17 protein-coding genes are annotated in these 22,502 nt (G+C 70.5%); 11 read left to right on the plus strand and 6 right to left on the minus strand.

All coding sequences use genetic code 11. The features are described from left to right. Positions 1-58 precede the first annotated feature (58 nt). From ACWD3I_RS01365 to ACWD3I_RS01375, 3 genes are read left to right on the plus strand one after another with little or no spacing between them, the layout of a single operon-like run. Entirely contained in the window at positions 59-1,216 is a 1,158-nt protein-coding gene (locus ACWD3I_RS01365) for an acyl-CoA dehydrogenase family protein (protein WP_365400427.1), read from the plus strand. Positions 1,217-1,251: 35 nt separating this feature from the next. Next, positions 1,252-2,133: an acyl-CoA thioesterase gene (locus ACWD3I_RS01370; RefSeq protein ID WP_365400430.1), complete on the plus strand. Its 882-nt coding sequence runs from the start codon at positions 1,252-1,254 to the stop codon at positions 2,131-2,133. 18 nt (positions 2,134-2,151) lie between these two features. Continuing rightward, positions 2,152-3,156: a cation diffusion facilitator family transporter gene (locus ACWD3I_RS01375; RefSeq protein ID WP_365400433.1), complete on the plus strand. Its 1,005-nt coding sequence runs from the start codon at positions 2,152-2,154 to the stop codon at positions 3,154-3,156. Here the strand turns inward: ACWD3I_RS01375 and ACWD3I_RS01380 are convergent. Then, complete coding sequence (locus ACWD3I_RS01380; RefSeq protein ID WP_266892062.1) at positions 3,095-3,883, minus strand: phosphatase; 789 nt, start codon at positions 3,881-3,883, stop codon at positions 3,095-3,097. The two genes, ACWD3I_RS01375 and ACWD3I_RS01380, sit on opposite strands and share 62 nt — an antisense overlap. Before the next feature lie 62 nt (positions 3,884-3,945). Next, complete coding sequence (locus ACWD3I_RS01385; RefSeq protein WP_365400437.1) at positions 3,946-5,397, minus strand: PucR family transcriptional regulator; 1,452 nt, start codon at positions 5,395-5,397, stop codon at positions 3,946-3,948. Positions 5,398-5,519: 122 nt separating this feature from the next. Between ACWD3I_RS01385 and ACWD3I_RS01390 the strand changes: the two genes are divergently transcribed. The 3 genes from ACWD3I_RS01390 (at position 5,520) to ACWD3I_RS01400 (ending at position 9,738) form a co-directional block, all read left to right on the plus strand. Next, on the plus strand, positions 5,520-6,980 hold the full coding sequence (locus tag ACWD3I_RS01390; RefSeq protein ID WP_365400440.1) for a sodium:solute symporter: 1,461 nt from the start codon (positions 5,520-5,522) through the stop codon (positions 6,978-6,980). A gap of 92 nt (positions 6,981-7,072) precedes the next feature. Next, positions 7,073-8,053 carry an agmatinase gene (gene speB / locus ACWD3I_RS01395; RefSeq protein ID WP_365400443.1) on the plus strand — a complete coding sequence of 327 codons (981 nt, stop codon included), beginning with the start codon at positions 7,073-7,075 and terminating at the stop codon, positions 8,051-8,053. After that, positions 8,050-9,738 carry a thiamine pyrophosphate-binding protein gene (locus tag ACWD3I_RS01400; RefSeq protein WP_365400446.1) on the plus strand — a complete coding sequence of 563 codons (1,689 nt, stop codon included), beginning with the start codon at positions 8,050-8,052 and terminating at the stop codon, positions 9,736-9,738. Before speB ends, ACWD3I_RS01400 begins: the two co-directional genes overlap by 4 nt. A 167-nt stretch (positions 9,739-9,905) precedes the next feature. Here ACWD3I_RS01400 and ACWD3I_RS01405 read toward each other — a convergent pair whose 3' ends face one another. Then, on the minus strand, positions 9,906-10,676 hold the full coding sequence (locus ACWD3I_RS01405) for an endonuclease I family protein (RefSeq protein WP_451084021.1): 771 nt from the start codon (positions 10,674-10,676) through the stop codon (positions 9,906-9,908). 231 nt (positions 10,677-10,907) lie between these two features. Further along, positions 10,908-13,217 carry a mannosyltransferase YkcB-related protein gene (locus ACWD3I_RS01410; RefSeq protein WP_365400451.1) on the minus strand — a complete coding sequence of 770 codons (2,310 nt, stop codon included), beginning with the start codon at positions 13,215-13,217 and terminating at the stop codon, positions 10,908-10,910. Positions 13,218-13,361: 144 nt separating this feature from the next. Between ACWD3I_RS01410 and ACWD3I_RS01415 the strand changes: the two genes are divergently transcribed. Then, positions 13,362-14,201: a serine hydrolase gene (locus ACWD3I_RS01415; protein WP_365400453.1), complete on the plus strand. Its 840-nt coding sequence runs from the start codon at positions 13,362-13,364 to the stop codon at positions 14,199-14,201. Positions 14,202-14,249: 48 nt separating this feature from the next. Continuing rightward, entirely contained in the window at positions 14,250-15,281 is a 1,032-nt protein-coding gene (locus ACWD3I_RS01420; protein WP_365400456.1) for an esterase-like activity of phytase family protein, read from the plus strand. Positions 15,282-15,328: 47 nt separating this feature from the next. Here the strand turns inward: ACWD3I_RS01420 and ACWD3I_RS01425 are convergent, their stop codons facing one another. Continuing rightward, positions 15,329-15,886 carry a hypothetical protein gene (locus ACWD3I_RS01425; RefSeq protein ID WP_365400459.1) on the minus strand — a complete coding sequence of 186 codons (558 nt, stop codon included), beginning with the start codon at positions 15,884-15,886 and terminating at the stop codon, positions 15,329-15,331. Between the two features lie 142 nt (positions 15,887-16,028). Between ACWD3I_RS01425 and ACWD3I_RS01430 the strand changes: the two genes are divergently transcribed. The 3 genes from ACWD3I_RS01430 to ACWD3I_RS01440 all read left to right on the plus strand — a co-directional run bounded on the left by ACWD3I_RS01430 (position 16,029) and on the right by ACWD3I_RS01440 (position 21,807). Further along, the gene (locus tag ACWD3I_RS01430; RefSeq protein WP_451084004.1) at positions 16,029-19,757 is read left to right on the plus strand and encodes an ABC transporter ATP-binding protein; all 3,729 of its coding nucleotides are present in this window, start codon (positions 16,029-16,031) and stop codon (positions 19,755-19,757) included. A 117-nt stretch (positions 19,758-19,874) separates the two neighbouring features. After that, on the plus strand, positions 19,875-20,258 hold the full coding sequence (locus tag ACWD3I_RS01435) for a hypothetical protein (RefSeq protein ID WP_451084005.1): 384 nt from the start codon (positions 19,875-19,877) through the stop codon (positions 20,256-20,258). Between the two features lie 121 nt (positions 20,259-20,379). After that, positions 20,380-21,807, plus strand: coding sequence for a S28 family serine protease (locus ACWD3I_RS01440; RefSeq protein WP_365400468.1), 1,428 nt, complete (start codon positions 20,380-20,382; stop codon positions 21,805-21,807). A 25-nt stretch (positions 21,808-21,832) separates the two neighbouring features. Here the strand turns inward: ACWD3I_RS01440 and ACWD3I_RS01445 are convergent, their stop codons facing one another. Next, the gene (locus ACWD3I_RS01445; RefSeq protein WP_365400471.1) at positions 21,833-22,468 is read right to left on the minus strand and encodes a hypothetical protein; all 636 of its coding nucleotides are present in this window, start codon (positions 22,466-22,468) and stop codon (positions 21,833-21,835) included. Positions 22,469-22,502: the final 34 nt, after the last annotated feature.

The following is a 22,502-nucleotide window of genomic DNA, read 5'->3' on the forward strand; positions in this document are numbered from 1 at the left end:
GGCGAGCAACCACGTACGCGAGAGCGGCGCCGGTTTAGGCGCAGAGAGGGTGGCGGCGGTGCGCCGTACGGTGTTCAACGAGGATCACGAGGCGTTCCGGGAGACCCTGCGGGCCTTCATCGAGGCCGAGGTCGTCCCCGTCTACGACGAGTGGTTCGCAGCCGGCCAGGCGCCGCGCGACTTCTACTACAAGCTCGCCGAGCTCGGCGTCTTCGGTATCCGCGTCGACGAGGAGTTCGGTGGCGCCGGCATCGACTCGTACAAGTTCGAGGCGGTGATGTACGAGGAGACCGCGCGCGCGGGTGTGCAGTTCGGCGGCTCCGGTGTGCACGTCCTGCTCGGACTGCCGTACATCAAGATGCTCGCCACCGACGAGCAGAAGAAGCGCTTCCTGCCGAAGTTCGTCTCCGCCGAGGAGATGTGGGCCCTCGCCATGACCGAGCCGGGCACCGGCTCCGACCTCGCGGGCATGAAGACCACCGCCAAGCTGTCGGAAGACGGCACGCACTACGTCCTCAACGGCTCCAAGACCTTCATCACCGGCGGCGTCCACGCCGACCGGGTGATCGTCTGCGCCCGCACCTCCGCGCCCACGGCCGAGGACCGCCGCTTCGGTATCTCCCTGTTCGCCGTGGACACCAAGTCCGAGGGCTACTCGATCGGGCGGAAGCTGGACAAGCTCGGCCTGAAGACCTCCGACACCGCCGAGCTGGCGTTCGTCGACGTGAAGGTCCCCGTCGAGGACCTCCTCGGCGAGGAGAACAAGGGCTTCTACTACCTCGGTCACAACCTCGCCTCCGAGCGCTGGGGCATCGCCTTCGGCGCCTACGCGCAGGCCAAGGCCGCCGTCCGGTTCGCCAAGGAGTACGTCCAGGAGCGCACCGTCTTCGGCAAGTCCGTCGCCTCGTTCCAGAACACCAAGTTCGAGCTGGCCGCCTGCCAGGCCGAGGTGGACGCGGCCGAGGCCGTCGTGGACCGCGCCCTGGAGGCCCTGGACGCGGGCGAGCTGACCCCCGCCGAGGCCGCCAGCGCCAAGCTGTTCGCCACCGAGGTCGCCCACCGTGTGATCGACCGCTGCCTCCAGCTGCACGGCGGCTACGGCTTCATGAACGAGTACCCGATCGCCCGCCTGTACGCGGACAACCGCGTCAACCGCATCTACGGCGGCACCAGCGAGATCATGAAGACGATCATCGCCAAGGACATGGGCCTGTAAGGCTCCCGAAATTACTGACCAGTAGAAATGACTGCATGAGTCAGGCACTACAGGATCTCCTCGATCTGCTCGACCTCGAGCAGATCGAGGAGAACATCTTCCGTGGCCGGTCCCGGCCCGCCATCGTCCCCCGTGTCTTCGGCGGGCAGGTCGCGGCGCAGGCGCTCGTCGCCGCGGGGCGGACGGTCCCCGAGGACCGCCTCGCCCACTCCCTCCACGCGTACTTCCTGCGCATGGGGGACCCGGGCGCCCCCATCGTGTACACGGTCGACCGCATGAACGACGGCCGCTCCTTCACCACCCGCCGCGTGGTCGCGGTGCAGCACGGGCAGCCCATATTCGCCCTGTCGGCGTCCTTCCAGAAGCACGAGGAAGGCTTCGACCACCAGATCCCGATCCCGGCCGCCCCCGACCCGGCCACCCTCCCCACCTCGCAGGAGCGGCTGCGCGGCTACGACCACATCGCCCCGGACGTCATCGAGAAGTTCCTCGAGGCCCGCGAGGCGATCGACCTGCGCTACGTCGACGAGCCGCCGTACGGAAAGTTCGGCGAGCCCCGCGAACCGCACTCCCAGGTCTGGTTCCGCACCAACGGCAAGCTGGGCGGCGCTGTCGACGAACCCCTGCTGCACGTCGTCCTCGCCACCTACGTCTCCGACATGACCCTCCTCGACTCGGTCCTGCTCGCGCACGGCCGCGGCGGCTGGGCGGTCGGCGACGTCGTGGGCGCCTCCCTCGACCACGCGATGTGGTTCCACCGGCCCTTCCGCGCCGACGAGTGGCTCCTGTACGACCAGGAGTCGCCGTCCGCGTACGGCGGCCGAGGTCTCGGCCAGGCCCGCATCTACACACAGGACGGACGGCTCGCCATCTCGGTGATCCAGGAAGGCGTCGTCCGCGCACCCCGGCAGCACTGATCGGCAACACTGAGGGGCATGGCGCAAGCAGCGGACTCAGTGGACTCAGCGGATCAACACGGCGGCGGCGAGTCGACCTTCACGGTCGTCGTCGCCGCCGTCGCCAATCTCGGGATCGCGGTCGCCAAGGCCGCGGCCGGTGTCATCAGCGGATCGAGCGCGATGCTGTCGGAAGCGGCCCACTCGGTCGCCGACACCGTCACCGAGGTACTGCTCCTCACCGCCCTCAAACGGAGCGAGAAACCCGCCGACGAGGAGCATCCGCTGGGCTACGGGCCCGAGCGGTACATCTGGGCGATGCTCGCCGCCGTCGCCACCTTCGTCGGCGGCGCGGTCTTCTCGCTCTACGACGGGATCCACACCCTCGTCGCGGGCGAGGAACTCGGCGACCCGCTGGTGTCGTACGTCGTGCTGGGCGTCGCCTTCCTGCTGGAGGGCTATTCGCTGCGCACGGGACTGAAGCAGGCACGCGGCGAGGCGGCCCGCTTCCGGGCGCCGGTGAAGACCTATCTGCGGCACACCCCCGACACCGCGGTGAAGGCCGTGGTCCTCGAGGACTCCGCCGCGCTCATCGGACTCGTGCTCGCCGCCGGCGGACTGCTCGGCGGCCAGCTCACCGGCTCCGGCGTCTGGGACGGCATCGCCTCGCTGCTCATCGGTCTGCTGCTGCTCTACGTGGCGTGGGTCCTAGGCCGCTCCAACGCCGAGCTCCTCATCGGCCGGCCGCTCCCCGGGCCGATGCGGGAGCGGATCCGGGCCGAGCTGCTGGCCGTGGCGGAGATCGAGGCCGTACTCGAACTGACGACCCTCGTTCAGGGTCCGCGCGAGGCCCTCGTCGCCGCCAAGGTGGACTTCCGGGACGTCTCCACGGCGGCCGAGATCGAGTGGGCCTGCGAGCGGGCCGAGCAGCGGCTGCGGGCGGTGTTCCCGGGAGTGAGCCGGGTGTACCTGGACCCGACGCCTACGCCAGGCCTGCCTCCGCCAGAAGGTATGCCGTCAGCGGGTCGTAGTAGCGAGGACTGAGGACGTGGTCGTCGAGGGGGACCGTCACCTGGACGGTGCCCTCGGCCTCGGCGAGGAAGAGCGCCGGGTCGTTGCAGTCGGCGTAACCGACGGAGTCGACGCCGTGCTGACCCGCGTAACCCGCCCACCCGTGGTCCGCGACCACCAGGTCCGGCAGCGGACGGCCCTCACGCTCGAGTCCGGTGAGGATCGCCTTCATCGGCTCGCCGGAGTGGGTGTGCCACAGCGTGGCGCCGTGCTCCAGGACCGCCACGTCCGCGAACTGCATGACGTAGCCCTCGTCCGTCTGCAGTCCCTCCGGGATGACGACGATCTCGCAGCCGGCGGTCCGCAGCGCGGCGGCGGTGGAGTGGTGCACTTCGAGGAGGCCGCCCGGGTGGCCGGTGGCGAACAGGACGCGCTGCTGGCCGTCGGCGGCCTTGCGCAGCCGTGCCGCCATGCGGTCGAGGCCGTCCACGGTCAGCTCGGGGTCGATGGTGTCCTGGCCGTACCGGTATTCCGGGTCGTCGTTGACACCCACCCGCTCCGCCATCACCGCGAGCACGTCCTGCTCGTCGGTCCAGCGGTCGCCGAGCTCCAGGCCGAGCCAGAAGTTGCGGACGCCGTTCGCCAGCTGGCGGTAGTGGGAGAGGTTGTTCTCGCGGGGCGTCGCGACATCGCCCGCGATGCGGGTCCGTACGAGGTGGTCGACGAGCTCGGCGCGGCTGGGAGTCCCGGGTATCGGCATGGTGTCCATTGTGAGGCAGGCGGCTGCGGGCGTGCCGGATGTACCGGACGCTGGGACGCGGGTCACTGTCGTAGTGCGAACCACAACTCCATGCGTACGTCGGGGTCGTCCAGGTCCGTGTCCAGTAGGGACGCGCAGCGGGCGACGCGCTGGCGGACGGTGTTGCGGTGCACGGCCAGCGCCACGGCGGTGCGGTCCCAACTTCCGTGCAGGGACAGCCAGGTGCGCAGGGTGTCGGTGAGGGCCGGGGTGTCCGCGATGGGCGCGAGGAGGGCACGCGCGTGTGCCTCGGCCTCGTCGTGCGGGACGAGGGCGGAGAGGCCGGGACGGGCGCCGTGGCGGACGAGTCCGCTGCGGGTCGCCCGGGCGCGGGCGAGGGCACGGGCGGCCTGGGTGTCCGCGGCCGGCCACTCGTGCGGGCTCGCCGGCGCGCTGACGCCCAGGGTCCAGCCGGGCTGTGGTGGTGCCTCGCGGTCGGCCGGGACGAGGACGCGTACGACGTCCTGCGCGAGGTCGACGAGCGGTGAGCCGAGCGCGGCGCCCAGCGCGGAGGCGGCGACGGCGTCGGGCGCGTGCGCGTCGGGACGGGCGTGCACGACGACCCACCGCTCGGCCCCCAGCAGCACGGCCACATCCTCCGGCGGGGCGCCCAGCAGCAGCCGTACCAGCGCGGACGACCGCGCCGCCCCCGAACCGCTCTGGTGCTCGCCGGTGAGCAGGGAGAGCAGCACGGCGGCGACGGAGGCGATGGTGTGGTCGCCGGGAACACCCTGGGGCGAGGCGACCCCGAGCACGAACCCCTGGCCGGCACCGAGGGCGTAGGCGGCGAGGTGGGTGTCGGCGACGGTGTCGGTGGCCGTGGCGGAGGAGCGGCTGGTGACGACCTGTGCCAGATGCGCGAGAGCGCTGTTCACGGCGGCTTCGGGGGGCCGTCCCGCCGAGGCGGTCTCCGTTCCCTCCGGTCCGTACAGCACCGCCCGTCCGCTCACCCGCTGGGCCAGCTGCCGCAGCACCGCAGGCACCGGGCCCGGTCGTGAGGCGGCCGCCGCCAGGCTCTGCTGGGCCTCCGTCACGCGGCGCAGCTCGGCGAGGCGGGCCTGGGCCATGAGCTGCCAGACCGCGCGGGCCACGCCGGAGAAGGTGGTCCGGGGCGGGACCTCGATGAGCGGGAGCTCGTAGGCGTCGCAGGCCTCCACCAGCGCCCGCGGCACCGTGTCGTGGACCGGGGCCACGCCGAAACCGAGGGCCGCGCCGCCCGCGGCCACGATCCGGGAGACGTAGTCGTCGAAGTACGCCCCCGAGCCCGCCGCTTCCGGGACATGGACGCCGGCCGTCAGCAGCAGCTCGCCGCCCAGCAGATAGGGGTACGGGTCCGCCATCTCCGAGGTGTGCGCCCAGTGGATCACCGTGGCGGGATCGGAGGGGCCCGCGATCTGCCGCAGGGCGAGGTCCTCACGGGCCAGGAGGGCCGCGAGGGGCACGGGGGGAGTGGGCGGAACGGAGGGATCCGGCATGGTGTGCATTTCCTCCATGCGGCGCGGCTCGAATAGATGAAACCTACACTTCGCGGCCGCTTTCCGGCCACCTAGTGTCAATGCTCGACACCCGCCGGCGAGAACGCGCGAAGGAGGGCCCAGTGGCCGTCGACTACACAGTGATCGTCATCTACCTGGCCGGCATGCTGGCCATGGGCTGGTGGGGCATGCGCCGCGCCAAGTCCAAGAGCGAGTTCCTCGTCGCCGGGCGGCGGCTCGGGCCCGCCATGTACTCCGGGACCATGGCCGCCATCGTCCTCGGCGGCGCGTCCACCATCGGCGGCGTGGGGCTGGGCTACCGGTACGGACTGTCCGGCGCCTGGATGGTCTTCACCATCGGCCTCGGACTCCTCGCCCTCTCCGTCTTCTTCTCCGCGCGCATCGCCCGCCTCAAGGTCTACACCGTCTCCGAGATGCTCGACCTGCGCTACGGCGGCCGGGCCGGCGTCATCTCCGGCGTGGTCATGTGGGCGTACACCCTCATGCTCGCGGTCACCTCGACCATCGCGTACGCCACGATCTTCGATGTCCTCTTCGACGTGAACCGGACCGTCGCGATCGTCCTCGGCGGCTCGATCGTCGTCGCCTACTCGACGCTCGGCGGCATGTGGTCGATCACCCTCACCGACATGGTGCAGTTCGTGGTGAAGACCATCGGCGTGCTGCTCCTGCTGCTGCCCATCGCCGTCGTCAAGGCCGGTGGCTTCAGCGAGATGAAGGCCGAGCTGCCCACCGAGTACTTCGACCCGCTGGGCATCGGCGGCGAGACGATCTTCACCTACGTGCTGATCTACACCTTCGGCATGCTCATCGGGCAGGACATCTGGCAGCGCGTCTTCACCGCCCGCAGCGACAGGACGGCCAAGTGGGGCGGCACGGTCGCGGGCACCTACTGTCTCGTCTACGCCCTCGCCGGCGCCGTCATCGGCACCGCGGCCAAGGTGCTCTACCCGAACCTGGCGAGTGCGGACGACGCCTTCGCGACCATCGTCAAGGACGAACTCCCGGTCGGTGTCCGGGGGCTGGTGCTCGCCGCCGCGCTCGCGGCCGTCATGTCGACGTCCTCCGGCGCGCTGATCGCCTGCGCGACCGTGGCCAACAACGACATCTGGTCCCGGCTGCGGGGAGCCGTACGGCCTGACCGGGACGATCACGACGAGGTCAGGGGCAACCGCGCCTTCATCCTGATCATGGGCATCGCCGTCATCGGTACGGCCATCGCGATCGACAACGTCGTCGAGGCGCTGACGGTGGCGTACAACCTGCTCGTCGGCGGTCTCCTCGTCCCGATCCTCGGCGGACTGCTGTGGCGGCGCGGCACGGTGTACGGCGCCCTCGCCTCCGTCATCGTCGGCGGACTGGCCGTGATCGGGCTGATGGCCGGCTACGGCATCCTCGCCAACGAGCCCGTCTACTACGGACTGCTGTCCTCCCTCGCCGTGTACGTGGTCGTCTCCCTGGCCACCCCCGCGACCGACGAGGCCGTCCTCGCCGCCTGGCGCGAGCGGCTCGCGGGACGGGCGCCCGAACTCGAGGCCGAGCCGGTTCCGGCGCACCAGTAGAGTCGTACAAGAAGTAATGAAGTAGCACAAAACCCTCAGCACATCTCAGTACCCTCCGTGCGCGAGGAAGCGCAGGAAGAAGGCAGTACCTCATGAGCAGCAACGAGACGCCCCGCGGCCCCGTCGACTCCTCCCGCATCCCGCGGTACGCCGGACCCGCGACCTTCGCCCGGCTGCCCCGCCTCGACGAGGTCGGCCGCGCCGATGTCGCCGTCGTGGGCGTGCCGTTCGACTCGGGTGTCTCCTACCGGCCGGGCGCCCGCTTCGGCGGCAACGCGATCCGCGAGGCGTCCCGGCTGCTGCGGCCCTACAACCCGGCGCAGGACGCGTCCCCCTTCGCGCTGGCGCAGGTGGCGGACGGCGGCGACATCGCGGTGAACCCGTTCGACATCCACGAGGCCGTCGAGACGATCGAGGCCGCCGCCGACGATCTCCTCGGCACCGGCGCGCGGCTCATGACCCTGGGCGGCGACCACACCATCGCGCTGCCGCTGCTGCGCTCGGTCGCCAGGAAGCACGGTCCGGTGGCGCTGCTGCACTTCGACGCGCACCTCGACACCTGGGACACCTACTTCGGCGCCGAGTACACGCACGGGACGCCGTTCCGCCGCGCGGTGGAGGAGGGGATCCTCGACACCGAGGCCCTCTCCCACGTCGGTACCCGCGGTCCGCTGTACGGCAAGCAGGACCTCACCGACGACGAGAAGCTCGGCTTCGGCATCGTGACCTCCGCGGACGTCATGAGGCGCGGGGTGGACGAGATCGCCGACCAGCTGCGTCAGCGCATCGGCGACCGTCCCCTCTACATCTCCATCGACATCGACTGCCTGGACCCGGCCCACGCGCCCGGCACCGGCACGCCCGAGGCCGGCGGCATGACCTCCCGCGAGCTCCTGGAGATCCTGCGCGGACTCGCGTCCTGCAACCTGGTCTCGGCGGACGTCGTCGAGGTGGCCCCCGCGTACGATCACGCGGAGATCACGTCGGTGGCCGCGTCCCACACGGCGTACGAACTGACCACGATCATGTCCCGGCAGATCGCAGCGTCCCGGAAGGACTCGGAAGCGAAGTGACTCACGACCACGACCTGGTGCTCCGCCCGACGGAGGCGCAGACGTCCGCTGCTCTCAACCCTCCTCCCGGCCGCAACGGCGGAGACCTGGTCGTGGAGACGCTCGCCGCGCTCGGCACGACGACCGTGTTCGGACTGCCCGGCCAGCACGCGCTGGGCATGTTCGACGCGCTCCGGCGCTCCGACCTGAGGTACATCGGTCTGCGGGTGGAGAACAACGCCGGGTTCGCGGCGGACGCGTACGGCCGGATCACCGGTGAGGCGGCACCGCTGCTGCTGTCGACGGGGCCGGGGGCGCTGACGTCCCTGGCCGCGCTCCAGGAGGCCGCGGCCGCCTCCGCGCCCGTGCTGGCGATCAGCAGCCAGATCCCCTCCGCGGGGCTGGGCGGCGGCCGCCACGGCTACCTCCACGAACTCCCCGACCAGTCCGCCTCGTTCCGGGGTGTGGTCAAGTCGGTCCACACCGTGCGCACCCAGTCCCAGATCCCCTCCGCGATCGAGGCGGCCTGGAAGTCGGCGCTGACCGCCCCGCACGGCCCGGTGTGGGTGGAGATCCCGCAGGACGTGCTGCTGGCCGAGACGTCGATCCCGGTGGTGACGGGCGGCGACGCCTTCCCCGAGGAGCTCCCGCCGCGCCCCGAACTGACGGCTGTGGCGGCCGACCTGCTGTCCCGCGCCGAGCGTCCGGCGATCATCGCGGGCGGTGGAGTCGTACGGGCGGACGCGTCCGGCAAGCTGAAGCGGCTGGCCGAGATGTTGCAGGCGCCCGTGGTCACCACTCCCGGCGGCAAGGGCGCGTTCCCGTGGAAGCACCCGCTGTCGCTCCAGTCCTGGATCGAGGACCGGCACACGACCGACTTCCTGGAGGACGCGGACGTCCTCCTGGTCGTCGGCTCCGGGCTCGGTGAACTCTCCTCGAACTACCACACGTTCAAGCCGCGCGGCCGGGTCGTCCAGATCGAGGCGGACCTCGGCAAGCTGGAGTCCAACCACCCGGCGCTGGGCATCCACGCGGATGCGCGCCTGGCGTTGCAGGCGTTGCTGGAGACGGTGTCCGTGCGGGAGGACGCCAAGGCCCCGGAGCGGGTGCGCGAGGTGCTCGCGAAGGTCGCCGAGCGGATCGGGTGCCAGGAACTCACCCTGGAACAGGACGTGTTGGCCGCCGTCCGCAGGGCGCTGCCCGCCGACTCCCCGTCGTTCTGGGACATGACCATCCTCGCGTACTGGGCCTGGTCGGCCTTCGACGCCAAGGGCCCCAACCACCTGCACTCCGCCCAGGGCGCCGGCGGCCTCGGCTACGGCTTCCCGGCGGCGCTGGGAGGGGCGGTCGCGGATCCGACGCGGCCGGTGCTGGCGGTCTCCGGCGACGGAGGGGCGCTGTACTCGATCGCCGAGCTGGCGACGGCACGGCAGTACGACCTGAACGTGACGTGGCTGATCGTCGACGACGGCGGCTACGGCATCCTGCGCGAGTACATGACGGACGCGTTCGGCGAGGCGACGGCGACCGAGCTGACGCGACCGGACTATGTGGCGCTGGCCGAGTCGTTCGGGGTGCCGGGGGTGCGGACCACGCCGGAGACGCTGGAGGCGGACCTGGCGAAGGCGCTGGGGGAGCCGGGGCCGTCGGTGGTCGTGCTTCCGGCGGTGCTGCGGATGTTCGCGGCGACGCACCTGGAAAGCTGACGCGCCGGAAGAGCTGACGCGCCGGAAGAGCTGACGCGCCGGGGGAGTTGACGTACCACCGCCGCCCCCGCGACCGCCTGGCGGACTAGGTGGGCCACAGGGGCGGCGACCCGTACCGCGGGTGTGGGGCCCCGGCGGTACGGGCGTACGGTCCGGCGACCGAGGTGCTACCAGATCGCCTCGACCCACTCCGGGTGGTCGATGAACGGGTTGCGGTTGTGCTGGTAGGTGTCGTAGATGACCTGGTTGCGCCGTTCCTCGAAGGCGCTCGGCGGGTCCGCCTCGTTCCAGGCCTTCAGGACGGCGAGCTTGCCCATGTACGGGTTGCTGCCGTTGGCCACCTTCTCGTTGGGCTCCAGGTCGGGCCAGCCGTCGTCACCCTCGTAGCGGACGGCCATGTAGAGGATGATGCGGGCCACGTCGCCCCGGTCCGCGGCGCGCGGCGCGAAGGAGTCGGAGTCGACGGTGCTGCCGCCGCCGTTGGTGACGGAGCTGCCGCCGTTGTCGAAGTCCAGGTTGCCGCGGATGCTGTTGACCTGGACGTCGCAGGCGCGCAGGTGGTGCAGGTCGGTGCCGGGGCCGATCGCCTCGCCGAAGTCGCCGTGGGACTTGGCCCAGGTGTGCTCGCGGTTCCAGTCGCCGACGTCACCGCCGTTGAGGGACTTGCTGCGCGAGACGCCGCTGTACAGCAGGAGCACGTTGCTGGTGTTGTTCGGGTCCTGGTCGGTGACCTTGAGCGCGTCCCAGACCGCGGAGTACGAGATCTTCGACTGGCTGCTGATGATCGTGTGCAGCGAGGACTTCAGGCTCGTACCGGTCTTGCCGATCGCGTTCTTGTAGTAGGTCGCGTCGTACGCCGTCGTGGTGGCCGCCGCCGGGGTCGCGGCCAGTGTGGGAGCGGTGAGGCCGACGAGTACGGCTGAGACGGTGAGCGCCATGGACTTCCAGCGGCGCGTGCGTATGGGACTCACGGGCATCGGGGGCTGTCCGTTCTACGCGTGTTGATTGGAGCGGGCAATCGGGAGCGTGACATGGACATGCGTTCCTGTAAATGGCCTGTAGATGTCGATCACGTGACTGGAAACGGCATATCGCCCCTCATCTACGCGAGTTGACATACCAAAACGGCCCCCGACCTTTCGGTCGGGGGCCGTTGAGGGGTCGGGGTGTCAGCCGACGTCAGACGCGTCCAGGCGGTAGATGGTCGCGGTGTTCGACGAGTTCGACGAGTCGGACGAATCCGAAGAGCTGGACGAACCGGTCGTGCCCGACGTCGAATTCGAGCTGTATTCGCTCTCCTTCACCGCCGTGCCGTTCTTCTGCACCCACTCGGTGACCTCGGTGCTGAGGCTGGAACCCCCGCCGGGGCCGCCCCCCATGCCGCCGCTGCCGAGCTGGATGTAGTGCAGCTTGCCCGCCTTCACCAGCTCCTTCAGCCTGGCCAGGGTCATCGCCTGGTCGGAGCCGGACCAGCCCCACATCGAGATGACCGGCTCACCGCTGCTCATGATGAGCTGCGCGGCACTCTGCGAACTGGACACCGCCAGCAGCCAGGTCGCGCCGTCCTGGTGCTTCTTCAGGTACGAGATGAGCTCGCTGCTCGCGCCGCCGCCCATACCGCCGCCGCCCATGCCGCCGCCGGGACCGCTCCGGCCGCTCTGGGTGTCGCCCGAAGTGCCGTTCTCGCCGGTGCCGCCGGGGGGCGTACCCCCGCCCGCCTGGCCGCCGCTCGGGAGCTCGCCGTTGCCGCCGCCGGGCATCATCTGGCCGCCGCCGGGAGCCTCACCGTTCTGGCCACCGCCCGGGAAACCGCCCTCGGCCTGACCGCCGGCCTGGCCGTTCTGGCCGCCCTGCTGGGTGCCGCCAGGCCCACCAGCGGTGCCGCCGCCGGGCATGCCGCCCCGGCCGCCCCCGCCCCCGCCGAAGCCGCCGCTGCCCGTGGAGGGCCCGGCCGTCGGGTTCGTACCGCCCATGCCGCCGCCCGAACCGGACGGCACCGACCAGGCGTACGCGGCCGGACCGGCCACCGAGGCGATGACCGCCGCGGCGAGGGAGGCCGCCAGCAGACGTGCCTTGTTGCCGCTGCCGCCGGACCGGAAGAGCAGCAGGCCCACGATCGCCAGCGCCATGACGACGAGGATCGTCGGCCACAGCCACGTGTTCCAGCCGGAGGCGCGGCGCAGCAGCACCGCCGCCCAGATCGCCGTGACCGCGAGGCCGAGCGGCAGCACCCACGCCCAGCGCCTGTCGGCGCGGAAGGCGCGCAGCAGCATCACACCGCCGCCTCCGCACAGGGCCGCGATGCCCGGGGCGAGCGCGGTCGTGTAGTACGGGTGCATGGTGCCCTCGGCCATGGCGAAGGTCAGGTAGTGCAGGCCGGTCCAGCCGCCCCACATCACCAGCGCGGCACGGGTCATGTCGGTGCGCGGGGCGCGGCCGCACAGGACCAGGCCGCCGATCAGGGCGATCGCCGCGAAGGGGATCAGCCAGGAGATCTGGCCGCCGAGGACGTCGTTGAAGAGCCGGCCGAGTCCCGCCGTACCGGAGAAGCCGCCGCCTCCACCTCCGCCGCCTCCGCCGTTGCCCTCGCCGCCGAAGATCCGGCCCAGGCCGTTGTAGCCCATGATCAGGTTCCAGGCGCTGCCGTCCGTCGAACCGCCGATGTAGGGGCGGTCGTCGGCCGGGACCAGGGAGACCGCGGCCGCCCACCAGAAGCTGGAGACGGCGAGGACCAGGCCCGCGAGCAGCAGGTTGACGATCCGCTTCACCAGCTTCGGCTTGGCGGCGTAGAGATAGACCGCGAAGACGATCGGCAGCGGGATGTAGCCCTGGAGCATCTTGGTGTTGAAGGCGAGGCCGAAGCAGGCCGCCGAGCCGAGCAGGGGCAGCAGCTTGCCGTCACGCGTGGCGCGCAGCGCGAGGGCCGCGCCCGCCGCCATCAGGAACACCAGCAGGGTGTCGGGGTTGTTGTCCCGGTTGATGGCGACCGTGATCGGGGTGAGGGCGAGCACCAGCGCGGCGACCGTCGCCGCGACATGGCCCCACACGCGCTTCACGGACGCGTGCACGATCCAGATCGTCCCGAGGGCGGTCAGGATCATCGGCAGCATCATCTGCCAGGTGCCGAAGCCGAAGAGGCGGCACGACAGTCCCATGACCATCAGCGCGAACGGCGGCTTGTCGACGGTGAGGAAGTTGCCCGCGTCCAGGGATCCGAAGAACCACGCCTTCCAGCTCTGCGTACCGCTCAGCACGGCCGCGCTGTAGAAGCTGTTGAGGCTGGATCCGGACAGGTTCCAGGAGTACAGGACCGCCGCCAGGACCAGGATCGCCAGCAGCGCGGGGAGCGACCAGCGCGGTGCCTTGTCCGGGGTCGCCGCGGGTGGGGCCGGCGGTGGCCGGTCGGCGGATGCGGCTGGCCCGGCGGACGCGCCGGACTCGGTGTCGGTGTGGGGGTGTGGATCGGTGGCAGATGTCACCCGGGCATGGTCCAAACCCCGGGTGAGTGCGCGCTGTGCCATACCTGGCGCTTTCCTGTGAATTCGCAAAGGAGGAAGTAACGACTCGCACATCCCTTCGCCAACCCGTACAACCTTTCCCTCGAACTCATGAGTCAACAGGGCATGACACAGGGGATATCCAGACGCGCGAGATGGGTGGCGGGGGGCGCACTCCTCGCCTGCGTCGCCGCCGCCACGCCTGCCGCGGCGGCCACGCCGACCGTCAGCTGTACGTCCGACACGGCCGGCCTCGCCACCAAGCTGAAGAAGGACATCACTTCGGCGCTCGCCAACCGCAAGGGCACGATCGCGGTGGGCCTCTACGACCGCACCACGAAGACCACCTGCACACTCCGCTCCTCGACGGCCTACGACTCCGCGAGCGTCGTCAAGGTCACCGTCCTGGCCACCCTGCTGTGGGACGCGCAGAAGACCGGCCGGGCCCTCACCAGCCGGGAGAAGTCCCTCGCCACGGCCATGATCACCAAGTCGGACAACACCGCCACGTCCACCCTGTGGAAGCAGCTGGGCCTGACCAAGGTGAAGGGTTTCCTCGCCAAGGCGGGCATGACCCAGACCAAGCCCGGCGCCGACGGCTACTGGGGTCTGACCCAGATCACCGTCACCGACGAGCAGAAGCTGATGAAGCTGCTCACGGCCAAGAACGCGGTCCTCACCGACGACTCGCGCTGGTACGTCCGCAAGCTGATGGGCGACGTGATCTCCTCCCAGCGCTGGGGCACCCCCTACGGCGCTCCCTCCGACGTCCTCGTGCACGTCAAGAACGGCTGGTTGCAGCGTTCCACGCACGGCTGGCGGGTGCACAGCGTCGGCACCTTCAAGGGCGGCGGTCACGACTACGTGATGACGGTGCTCACACACGGCAACAGCACCATGAACTACGGCATCACGACCATCCAGGGTGTCGCGAAGGTCATTCACAAGGACCTCGCCGCGTCCTGACGCCTTCCGGACTCCCGCCCGTCACCCACCGGTCCTACGGTGACGCGCATGCGCATGAGAACCGTACTCGCGACCTTCACCGCCGGCCTGGCGGCGGCCACCTGTGTGTCCGCCGCCGGGCCCGCCGCCGCTCAGCCGGGCAACGCCCTCTCGGACCACGCCTGTTCGCCGTCCGTCTCCCTCGACCGCTTCTCCGACGCGCTCGACAAGACGACGTACCAGGGCACCTTCGTCGGCAACCTCTCCGCCCTCGCGGTGGACCGGGACGGCTCGCTCGCCGCGCTCTCCGACCGGTCGGCGCTGTTCACGCTGGACGCGAAGACCCTCGCGCCGAAGTCGGTCGCCCCGCTCGCCGACGAGAACGGGGCGGCGCTCGACTCCGAGGGCCTGGTGATCGACCGCGACGGCACCCGTCTGATCACCTCGGAGACCGAGCCGTCCATACGCCGGTACAGCGCCGACGGGAAGATTCTGGACCGCCTGCCCGTCCCGGCCGCGCTCCAGGTCGCCCCCGCCGGGCGGGCCGTCTCCAACGGCACCTTCGAGGGGCTGACCCGGACGCGGGGCGGCCGCACGCTGCTCGCGTCGATGGAGTACGCGCTCTCCGGTGACACCTCGGGCGCGGTGCGCTTCCAGACATGGGAACGGCACGCGAAGAGCTGGAAACTCGCGGAACAGTACGCCTACCCGTCCGACACCGGCCTCGGCGTCCCCGAGGTCCAGGCCCTCCCCGACGGTCGCCTCCTCGTCCTGGAACGCGGCTTCACCTCCGGCGTCGGCAACACGGTCCGCCTCTACCTGGCCGACCCCCGGCACGCCACGGACACGAGCGGCGTCGAGAACCTCACGGGTCAGTCCGGCGTACGCCTGATCAAGAAGACCCTGCTCGCCGACATCGCCGCCTGCCCGACCCTGGGCGCCACCGCCAAGCAGCCCCAGCCCAACCCGCTCCTCGACAACATCGAGGGCATGGTGGTGACGGGCCGGAGCAAGGGGGCCTGGAAGGTGCTGCTGGTGAGCGACGACAACCAGAACGCGGTGCAGACGACGCGGTTCTACTACCTGCGGATACGGCTGTAGCGACACCGACACCGACACCGACACCGACACCGACACGGACGGCGGGCTCAGGCCGGCCGTTCGTACTCGTCGACCGTTCCGTCCCCGTTGTCGTCGTACATGTAGTCGTACTCGTCCCGATAGCGCATGCACGAGCCCTCCGTGCGCAGCTCCGGCTCACCGTCGTAGTACCCCAGGTGGAGCGTGACCCGGATGCCGTCGTCGACGGTCGTCGCGATGCCGTTCTCGATCTCCTCGACCGTCCGGCCGTCCTCGCGCCAGGCGGTCCGGAGGGACGCCACCGCCTTCCGGAAGTCCGCGTCGCTCGCGAAGTCCAGGTCCCAGGTGAAGGCCGGCTCGTCCCGGGCGACGCCCGTCTCGTCGAAGCCGAAGTCGTCCACGCAGGACGAGCTGCCCTCCTGCGAGGCCCACGGCCGGCCGGACGGTGCCGGGGACAGTGCGTGGAAGACGTCCTCGCCGGCCCGGGTCGTGGCCCGGACGTGCTCGCGGAACTCGTCGGTGCTGTGGACGGGCCCGCCCTGCATCGTCTCGCACCCCTTGGCGGCCAGCGCGAACAGGGCCACCAAGGCGACAGAGAGGGCGGGGACCACGATCTTCGACTTCATGCCGTTGATCAAAGCGGCCCGGGAGGGGCGTACGGCAGAGCTGTCCTACTCAGAGTCGTACTCAGCCGTTTGTTGCGGAGGGATGAAATCCGGTTCTTTTCGCGTTGGTGCCTTCCGGAAGATCAGGACCGTAGACAGACCGATGGAGGGCACCCGCGTGAGCGTGCAACGGGGCTGGGCACGACGACTGGCCGGATACGCCTGGCGGTATCCGAAGGACGTCGTCCTCGCCCTCGGCTCCTCGCTCGTCGGCATGGCCGTGATGGCGCTGGTCCCGCTGATCACCAAGGTGATCATCGACGACGTCATCGGCGACCACAGCCGGGACATGGCCCCCTGGGCGGGCCTCCTCATCGGCTCCGCCGTCGTCGTCTACGTCCTCACCTACGTCCGCCGCTACTACGGCGGCCGCCTCGCCCTCGACGTCCAGCACGACCTGCGGACCGAGATGTACGGCACGATCACCCGCCTCGACGGCCGCCGCCAGGACGAGCTGTCCACCGGGCAGGTCGTCGGCCGGGCCACCAGCGACCTCCAGCTGATCCAGGGCCTGCTCTTCATGCTCCCGATGACCATCGGGAACTTCGCCCTCTTCCTGGTCTCCCTGATCGTCATGGCCTGGCTGTCCCTGCCGCTCACCCTGGTCGCGCTCGCCGTGGCCCCCGCGCTCGCCTGGATCGCGAGGCGTTCCCGCAGCAAGCTGCACCCCGCCACCTGGTACGCCCAGGCCCAGGCCGCCGCCGTCGCGGGCGTGGTCGACGGGGCCGTGGGCGGTGTGCGCGTGGTGAAGGGGTTCGGGCAGGAGGATCAGGAGACCGGGAAGCTCCGGGAGGTCAGCCGCCGGCTCTTCGCGGGGCGGCTGCGCACCATCCGCTTCAACTCCCGCTACACCCCGGCCCTCCAGGCCGTCCCCGCCCTCGGCCAGGTCGCGATGCTCGCCCTCGGCGGCTGGCTGGCCGTGCGCGGACACATCACCCTCGGCACCTTCGTCGCCTTCTCCACCTACCTGGCCCAGCTGGTCGGCCCGGTCCGCATGCTCGCCATGGTCCTCACGGTCGCCCAGCAGGCCCGCGCGGGCACCGAGCGGGTGCTGGAGCTGATCGACACCGAGCCGTCGATGAAGGACGGGGGCAAGGAGCTGCCCGCCGACGCCCCAGCGACGGTCGAGTTCGACGACGTCTCCTTCGGATACGAGGACGGCCGCCCGGTCCTCAGCGGCCTCAGCTTCGAGATCCGGCCCGGCGAGACCCTCGCCGTCGTCGGCTCCTCCGGCTCCGGCAAGTCGACGGTCTCCCTCCTCCTGCCGCGCTTCTACGACGTCACCCACGGAGCCGTCCTCGTCGGCGGCCACGACGTCCGCGAGCTGAGCCTGGAATCCCTGCGGGCCGCGATCGGACTGGTCCCCGAGGACTCGTTCCTCTTCTCGGACACGGTCCGCAACAACATCGCGTACGGCCGTCCCGAGGCGACCCAGGAGCAGATCGAGCAGGCCGCGCGCGCCGCCCAGGCGGACCGTTTCATCGCCGAGCTCCCCGAGGGCTACGACACCACGGTCGGTGAGCACGGCCTCACCCTCTCCGGCGGCCAGCGCCAGCGCGTCGCGCTCGCGCGGGCGATCCTCACCGACCCGAGGCTCCTCGTCCTGGACGACGCCACCTCCGCCGTGGACGCCCGGGTCGAGCACGAGATCCACGAGGCGCTGAAGCAGGTCATGGAGGGCCGCACCACCCTCCTCATCGCCCATCGCCGCTCCACCCTGAACCTCGCCGACCGCATCGCCGTCCTCGATGACGGCCGCCTCGCCGACCTCGGCACCCACGAGGAGCTCCAGAAGCGGTCCGCGCTCTACCGGCGCCTGCTCACCGACCCCGACGAGCTCGGCGGCGTCTCGCCCGGTCACGCGCAGCCCGCCGCGCCCTGCGAGGACACCTCCCTGCGGGAGGAGCTGGACGCCGAGTTCGACGCCGAGCGCGGCATCACGCCCCGGCTGTGGGCGGGGGAGCGCGGCCCCCGGGACACCGCCCTCGACGGCATGCCCGCCACCCCGGAACTCCTCGCCCAGGTCGAGGCGCTGCCCCCGGCCCATGACACCCCCGCCATCGACGAGGCCCGCGCGGTCACGCCGGAGGAGTCCTACGGTCTGCGCAGACTGCTGCGCGGCTTCGGACTGCCGCTGCTCATCAGCCTCGGACTGGTCGCCGTGGACGCCGGGATGGGGCTCACACTCCCGATCCTGATCCGGCACGGCATCGACTCGGGCGTCGGTGAACTCGCCCTCGGCGCGGTGTGGGTGGCGGCGCTGCTCGGTCTGCTCACCGTGGGCGTGCAGTGGGTCGCGCAGGTCGGTGAGACGCGGATGACGGGACGTACCGGTGAGCGGGTCCTGTACTCCCTCCGCCTGAAGATCTTCGCGCAGCTCCAGCGGCTCGGACTCGACTACTACGAGCGGGAGTTGACCGGCCGGATCATGACCCGCATGACCACCGACGTCGACGCGCTCTCGACCTTCCTGCAGACCGGCCTGGTCACGGCGTTCGTCTCGGTCGTCACGTTCTTCGGCATCATGGGCACCCTGCTGGTGCTCGATGTGGAGCTCGCGCTGGTCGTGTTCGCGACGCTGCCGCCGCTCATCGTCGCGACGTACTTCTTCCGCCGGGCGAGCGTGAAGGCGTACGAACTGGCCCGGGAGCGGGTGTCGGTGGTCAACGCCGACCTCCAGGAGTCGGTGTCCGGGCTGCGGATCGTGCAGGCCTTCCGGCGTGAGCGGGACGGCGGGGCGCGGTTCGCGGAGCGCAGCGACAGCTACCGGCAGGCGCGCATCCGGGGTCAGTGGCTGATCTCGATCTACTTCCCCTTCGTGCAGCTGCTGGCGTCGGTGGCCGCGGCGGGCGTGCTGGTCGCGGGCGCCGGGCGGATCGACGACGCGACGCTGACGACCGGTGCGCTGGTGGCGTATCTGCTCTACATCGACCTGTTCTTCGCGCCGGTGCAGCAGCTCTCGCAGGTCTTCGACGGCTACCAGCAGGCGACCGTCTCGCTGGGCCGTATCCAGGAGCTGCTCCAGGAGCCGACGTCCACGAAGGCGGCCGACGAACCCCTCGAAGTCCTGTCCCTGCGGGGCGAGATCGCCTTCGAGGACGTGCGGTTCGCCTACGGGTCCTCCGACGGACCCGAAGCGGCCCTCACCGGCATCGAGTTGACCATCCCCGCCGGACAGACCGTCGCCTTCGTCGGTGAGACCGGCGCCGGCAAGTCGACCCTCGTCAAGCTGGTGGCGCGGTTCTACGACCCGACGGGCGGCCGTGTGACGGTCGACGGCTCGGATCTGCGGACGCTGGACCTCACGTCGTACCGCCACCGCCTCGGTGTCGTCCCGCAGGAGGCGTACCTCTTCCAGGGCACCGTGCGGGACGCCATCGCCTACGGCCGCCCGGACGCCACCGACGCCGAGGTGGAGGCGGCGGCCCGTGCGGTCGGCGCCCACGAGATGATCGCCACCCTCGACGGCGGCTATCTCCACGAGGTCGCCGAACGCGGCCGCAACCTCTCCGCCGGCCAGCGCCAGCTGATCGCCCTGGCCCGCGCCGAACTGGTCGACCCCGACATCCTGCTCCTCGACGAGGCCACAGCCGCCCTGGACCTGGCCACGGAGGCCCAGGTCAACCAGGCCACGGACCGCCTCGCGGGCCGCCGCACCACCCTCGTGGTGGCCCACCGTCTGACCACGGCGGCCCGCGCGGACCGGGTCGTCCTGATGGACCACGGCCGGATCGCCGAGGACGGCACGCACGAGGAACTGCTGGCCAGGGGCGGGCGGTACGCGGAGTTGTGGCGGACGTTCGTGGGGGAGGACGCGCCCGCGGTGGCCTGAGCCCCCGGCGGCGGTGCGTGGCCTGAACTCGTGACGGTCGTGCAACCATCCGACATACGTCATGCGTCCGTACACCAGTACGCTCATCGCCGGGGTACGGGAGGGACGAGAGTGGCCATGGGTGCGATACGGCGGCGGGTCGCCGTCGGTCTGGCCGTGCTGACCGCTTCGGGGATGCTCGCTGTCGCGGTGCCGGCGGAGGCCGTCGCGGCCACGCACTGCGAGGGCCGCAAGATCCGGACGTACACCTTCTCCACGGGGCATGTGAAGGTCTACAAGAGCGGCACCTCGCTCTGCGCCGTCACCGTCCCCAAGCGGGTCGGCTCCCCGCGCACGATGATGGTCAGCCTCCAGGCGCGCGGCTTCGAGGCCGTCGTCGACGAGGGGGTCTACACCAAGCGCGCCGGGCCGGTGAAGTCGTACGTCGGCGGCCGCAAGGTGTGGATCAAGGGGCGGGTCGGCAACGGGTCGTACTCGACCGGTGGCTGGGTTCGTCTGTAGACCTCCGACAAATCCCCCTCCGAACCCGCCAATATCCGAGGGTTTTCCCTATCTCCCCTGGTGCGCAAGTGAGTTGCTCCGATAGCTTCCGCTCGCACATCTGTCTCACAGGGGAGGGTGCATGCGCAAGGCGCTCAGATGGCTGCTGGCGCTCACAGTGCTCATAGGCACGTTGAGCACGGCAGGGGCGGCCACCGCCGCCGAGCCGGCCACCGGCACCACCGACATCAAGGAGAGACTGCTCTCCATACCGGGCGTGAGCCTGATCGAGGAGAAGCCGTACACGGGGTACCGCTTCTTCGTCCTCAACTTCACGCAGCCGGTCGACCACCGGCACCCGTCCAAGGGCACGTTCCAGCAGCGCATCACCGTGCTGCACAAGGACGTCTCCCGCCCGACGGTCTTCTACACCGGCGGCTACAACGTCTCCACGACGCCCAGCCGCCGCGAGCCGACCCAGATCGTGGACGGCAACCAGGTCTCCCTCGAGTACCGCTTCTTCACCCCGTCCCGGCCCGACCCGGCCGACTGGACCAAGCTGGACATCTGGCAGGCCGCCAGTGACCAGCACCGTGTCTTCAAGGCGCTCAAGAAGATCTACGACAAGAAGTGGATCTCCACGGGCGGCTCGAAGGGCGGCATGACCGCCACGTACTACGAGCGCTTCTACCCGAAGGACATGGACGGCGTCGTCGCCTACGTCGCCCCCAACGACGTGGTGAACAACGAGGACTCGGCCTACGACCGCTTCTTCGCGAACGTCGACACCAAGCAGTGCCGCGACCGTCTGAACGCGGTGCAGCGCGAGGCGCTCGTGCGCCGCGAGCCGCTGGAGAAGAAGTACGCGGAGTACGCCGCCGCCGAGGGCTTCACCTTCAGCACCGTCGGCAGCCTCGACAAGGCGTACGAGGCGGTCGTCCTCGACTACGTCTGGGGCTTCTGGCAGTACGCCCAGGCGGCCGACTGCGCCGAGGACGAGCTGATCCCGCCGGACGCGAAGACCGCGACCGACGACCAGATCTGGAACTCGATCGACACGATCTCCGGGTTCTCGTTCTACACGGACCAGGGCCTGGAGCCGTACACGCCGTACTTCTACCAGGCGGCCACGCAGCTCGGTGCGCCGAACATCCACTTCCCGCACATCGAGAAGAAGTACATCCGCTACGGCTACCAGCCGCCGCGCAACTTCGTCCCGCGCGAGATCCCGACGAAGTTCCAGCCGTACGCGATGCGTGACGTGGACAACTGGGTGCGCCACAACGCCCGCCACATGCTCTATGTCTACGGCCAGAACGACCCGTGGGGCTCGGAGCGCTTCCGGGTCGACAAGGGCGCGAAGGACGCGTACGTCCTCACCGCCCCCGGCATGAACCACGGCGCCAACGTGGCAGGCCTGGTCGCCGACCAGAAGGCCTTCGCCACCGCCCGCATCCTCGACTGGGCCGGCGTCCCGGCCTCGGCCGTCGCGCAGGCGAAGCCACTGGCGAAGTTCGACAAGAAGCTGGACGTCCGCGACGTGGAGCGCGAGCCCACGCTGCGGCCGTAAGGCAGGTGCTGCGCCCGGCCACCGGTCACACCGGCCGGGCGCAGCCCACCGGCTTCTCGCCCTGGAGCTGTACGTACAGCGCCGTCGACACCGGGCACTTCGCGCGGCTCGCGGCCGCCTTCGTCACCTCGTACTCCGGCTTCTTCCCGCTCTTGCCGTCGCAGGGCGTCTCGCGGACCTGGCCGTCGCCGGAGCTGTAGACGCAGTCGCCGACGATGGTGCGCGGACCGCCTCCGCCGCCCGGGTCGCCGGGGTGCGGTGGGGTGAGGTTGCGCATACAGGCGTAGCCCTGCGGGACCGCGCCGTCGCCGTCCTCGTCGGAGGACGGGCTCTGTTCGCTGATGTGGAGCACGAAGTCCGTGGTGCCCGGGCACAGCGGACCGTCGCCGACCGTGCCGTCGAAGCGCGCCACGACGCGTGCCGCCGCCCGCTCGCTGGTGCACGAGACCTCGGTGAAGCTGGTCTTCCCGAAGGAACTGCACTCGTCGACCGCGAGGAAGACCGCCCCGTAGCCCGACGGCCGGGTGGGTGCGACCTCGTTGCTGAGTCGGCTGTCACCGTCGGTGGTGGCGCCGTCCGACGCGCTCTGGCACCCCGTCAACAGGGCGGCGAGCAGTGCCAGCAGTGCGCACACCACCCCCACGGAACATCTCTCACGCATCGCAGTCCCCCCGGATACCTCCGCCCAGCGTGAC

It is taken from the genome of Streptomyces sp. NPDC002817 (assembly GCF_053592055.1).

Coding starts and splice junctions, on each gene's coding strand:
- ACWD3I_RS01370 (WP_365400430.1), top strand. CDS start 1,252: ATGAGTCAGGCACTACAGGATCTCCTCGATCTGCTCGACCTCGAGCAG.
- ACWD3I_RS01375 (WP_365400433.1), top strand. CDS start 2,152: ATGGCGCAAGCAGCGGACTCAGTGGACTCAGCGGATCAACACGGCGGC.
- ACWD3I_RS01380 (WP_266892062.1), bottom strand. CDS start 3,883: ATGCCGATACCCGGGACTCCCAGCCGCGCCGAGCTCGTCGACCACCTC.
- ACWD3I_RS01385 (WP_365400437.1), bottom strand. CDS start 5,397: ATGCCGGATCCCTCCGTTCCGCCCACTCCCCCCGTGCCCCTCGCGGCC.
- speB (WP_365400443.1), top strand. CDS start 7,073: ATGAGCAGCAACGAGACGCCCCGCGGCCCCGTCGACTCCTCCCGCATC.
- ACWD3I_RS01405 (WP_451084021.1), bottom strand. CDS start 10,676: ATGGCGCTCACCGTCTCAGCCGTACTCGTCGGCCTCACCGCTCCCACA.
- ACWD3I_RS01415 (WP_365400453.1), top strand. CDS start 13,362: ATGACACAGGGGATATCCAGACGCGCGAGATGGGTGGCGGGGGGCGCA.
- ACWD3I_RS01420 (WP_365400456.1), top strand. CDS start 14,250: ATGCGCATGAGAACCGTACTCGCGACCTTCACCGCCGGCCTGGCGGCG.
- ACWD3I_RS01425 (WP_365400459.1), bottom strand. CDS start 15,886: ATGAAGTCGAAGATCGTGGTCCCCGCCCTCTCTGTCGCCTTGGTGGCC.
- ACWD3I_RS01430 (WP_451084004.1), top strand. CDS start 16,029: ATGGAGGGCACCCGCGTGAGCGTGCAACGGGGCTGGGCACGACGACTG.
- ACWD3I_RS01435 (WP_451084005.1), top strand. CDS start 19,875: ATGGGTGCGATACGGCGGCGGGTCGCCGTCGGTCTGGCCGTGCTGACC.
- ACWD3I_RS01440 (WP_365400468.1), top strand. CDS start 20,380: ATGCGCAAGGCGCTCAGATGGCTGCTGGCGCTCACAGTGCTCATAGGC.
- ACWD3I_RS01445 (WP_365400471.1), bottom strand. CDS start 22,468: ATGCGTGAGAGATGTTCCGTGGGGGTGGTGTGCGCACTGCTGGCACTG.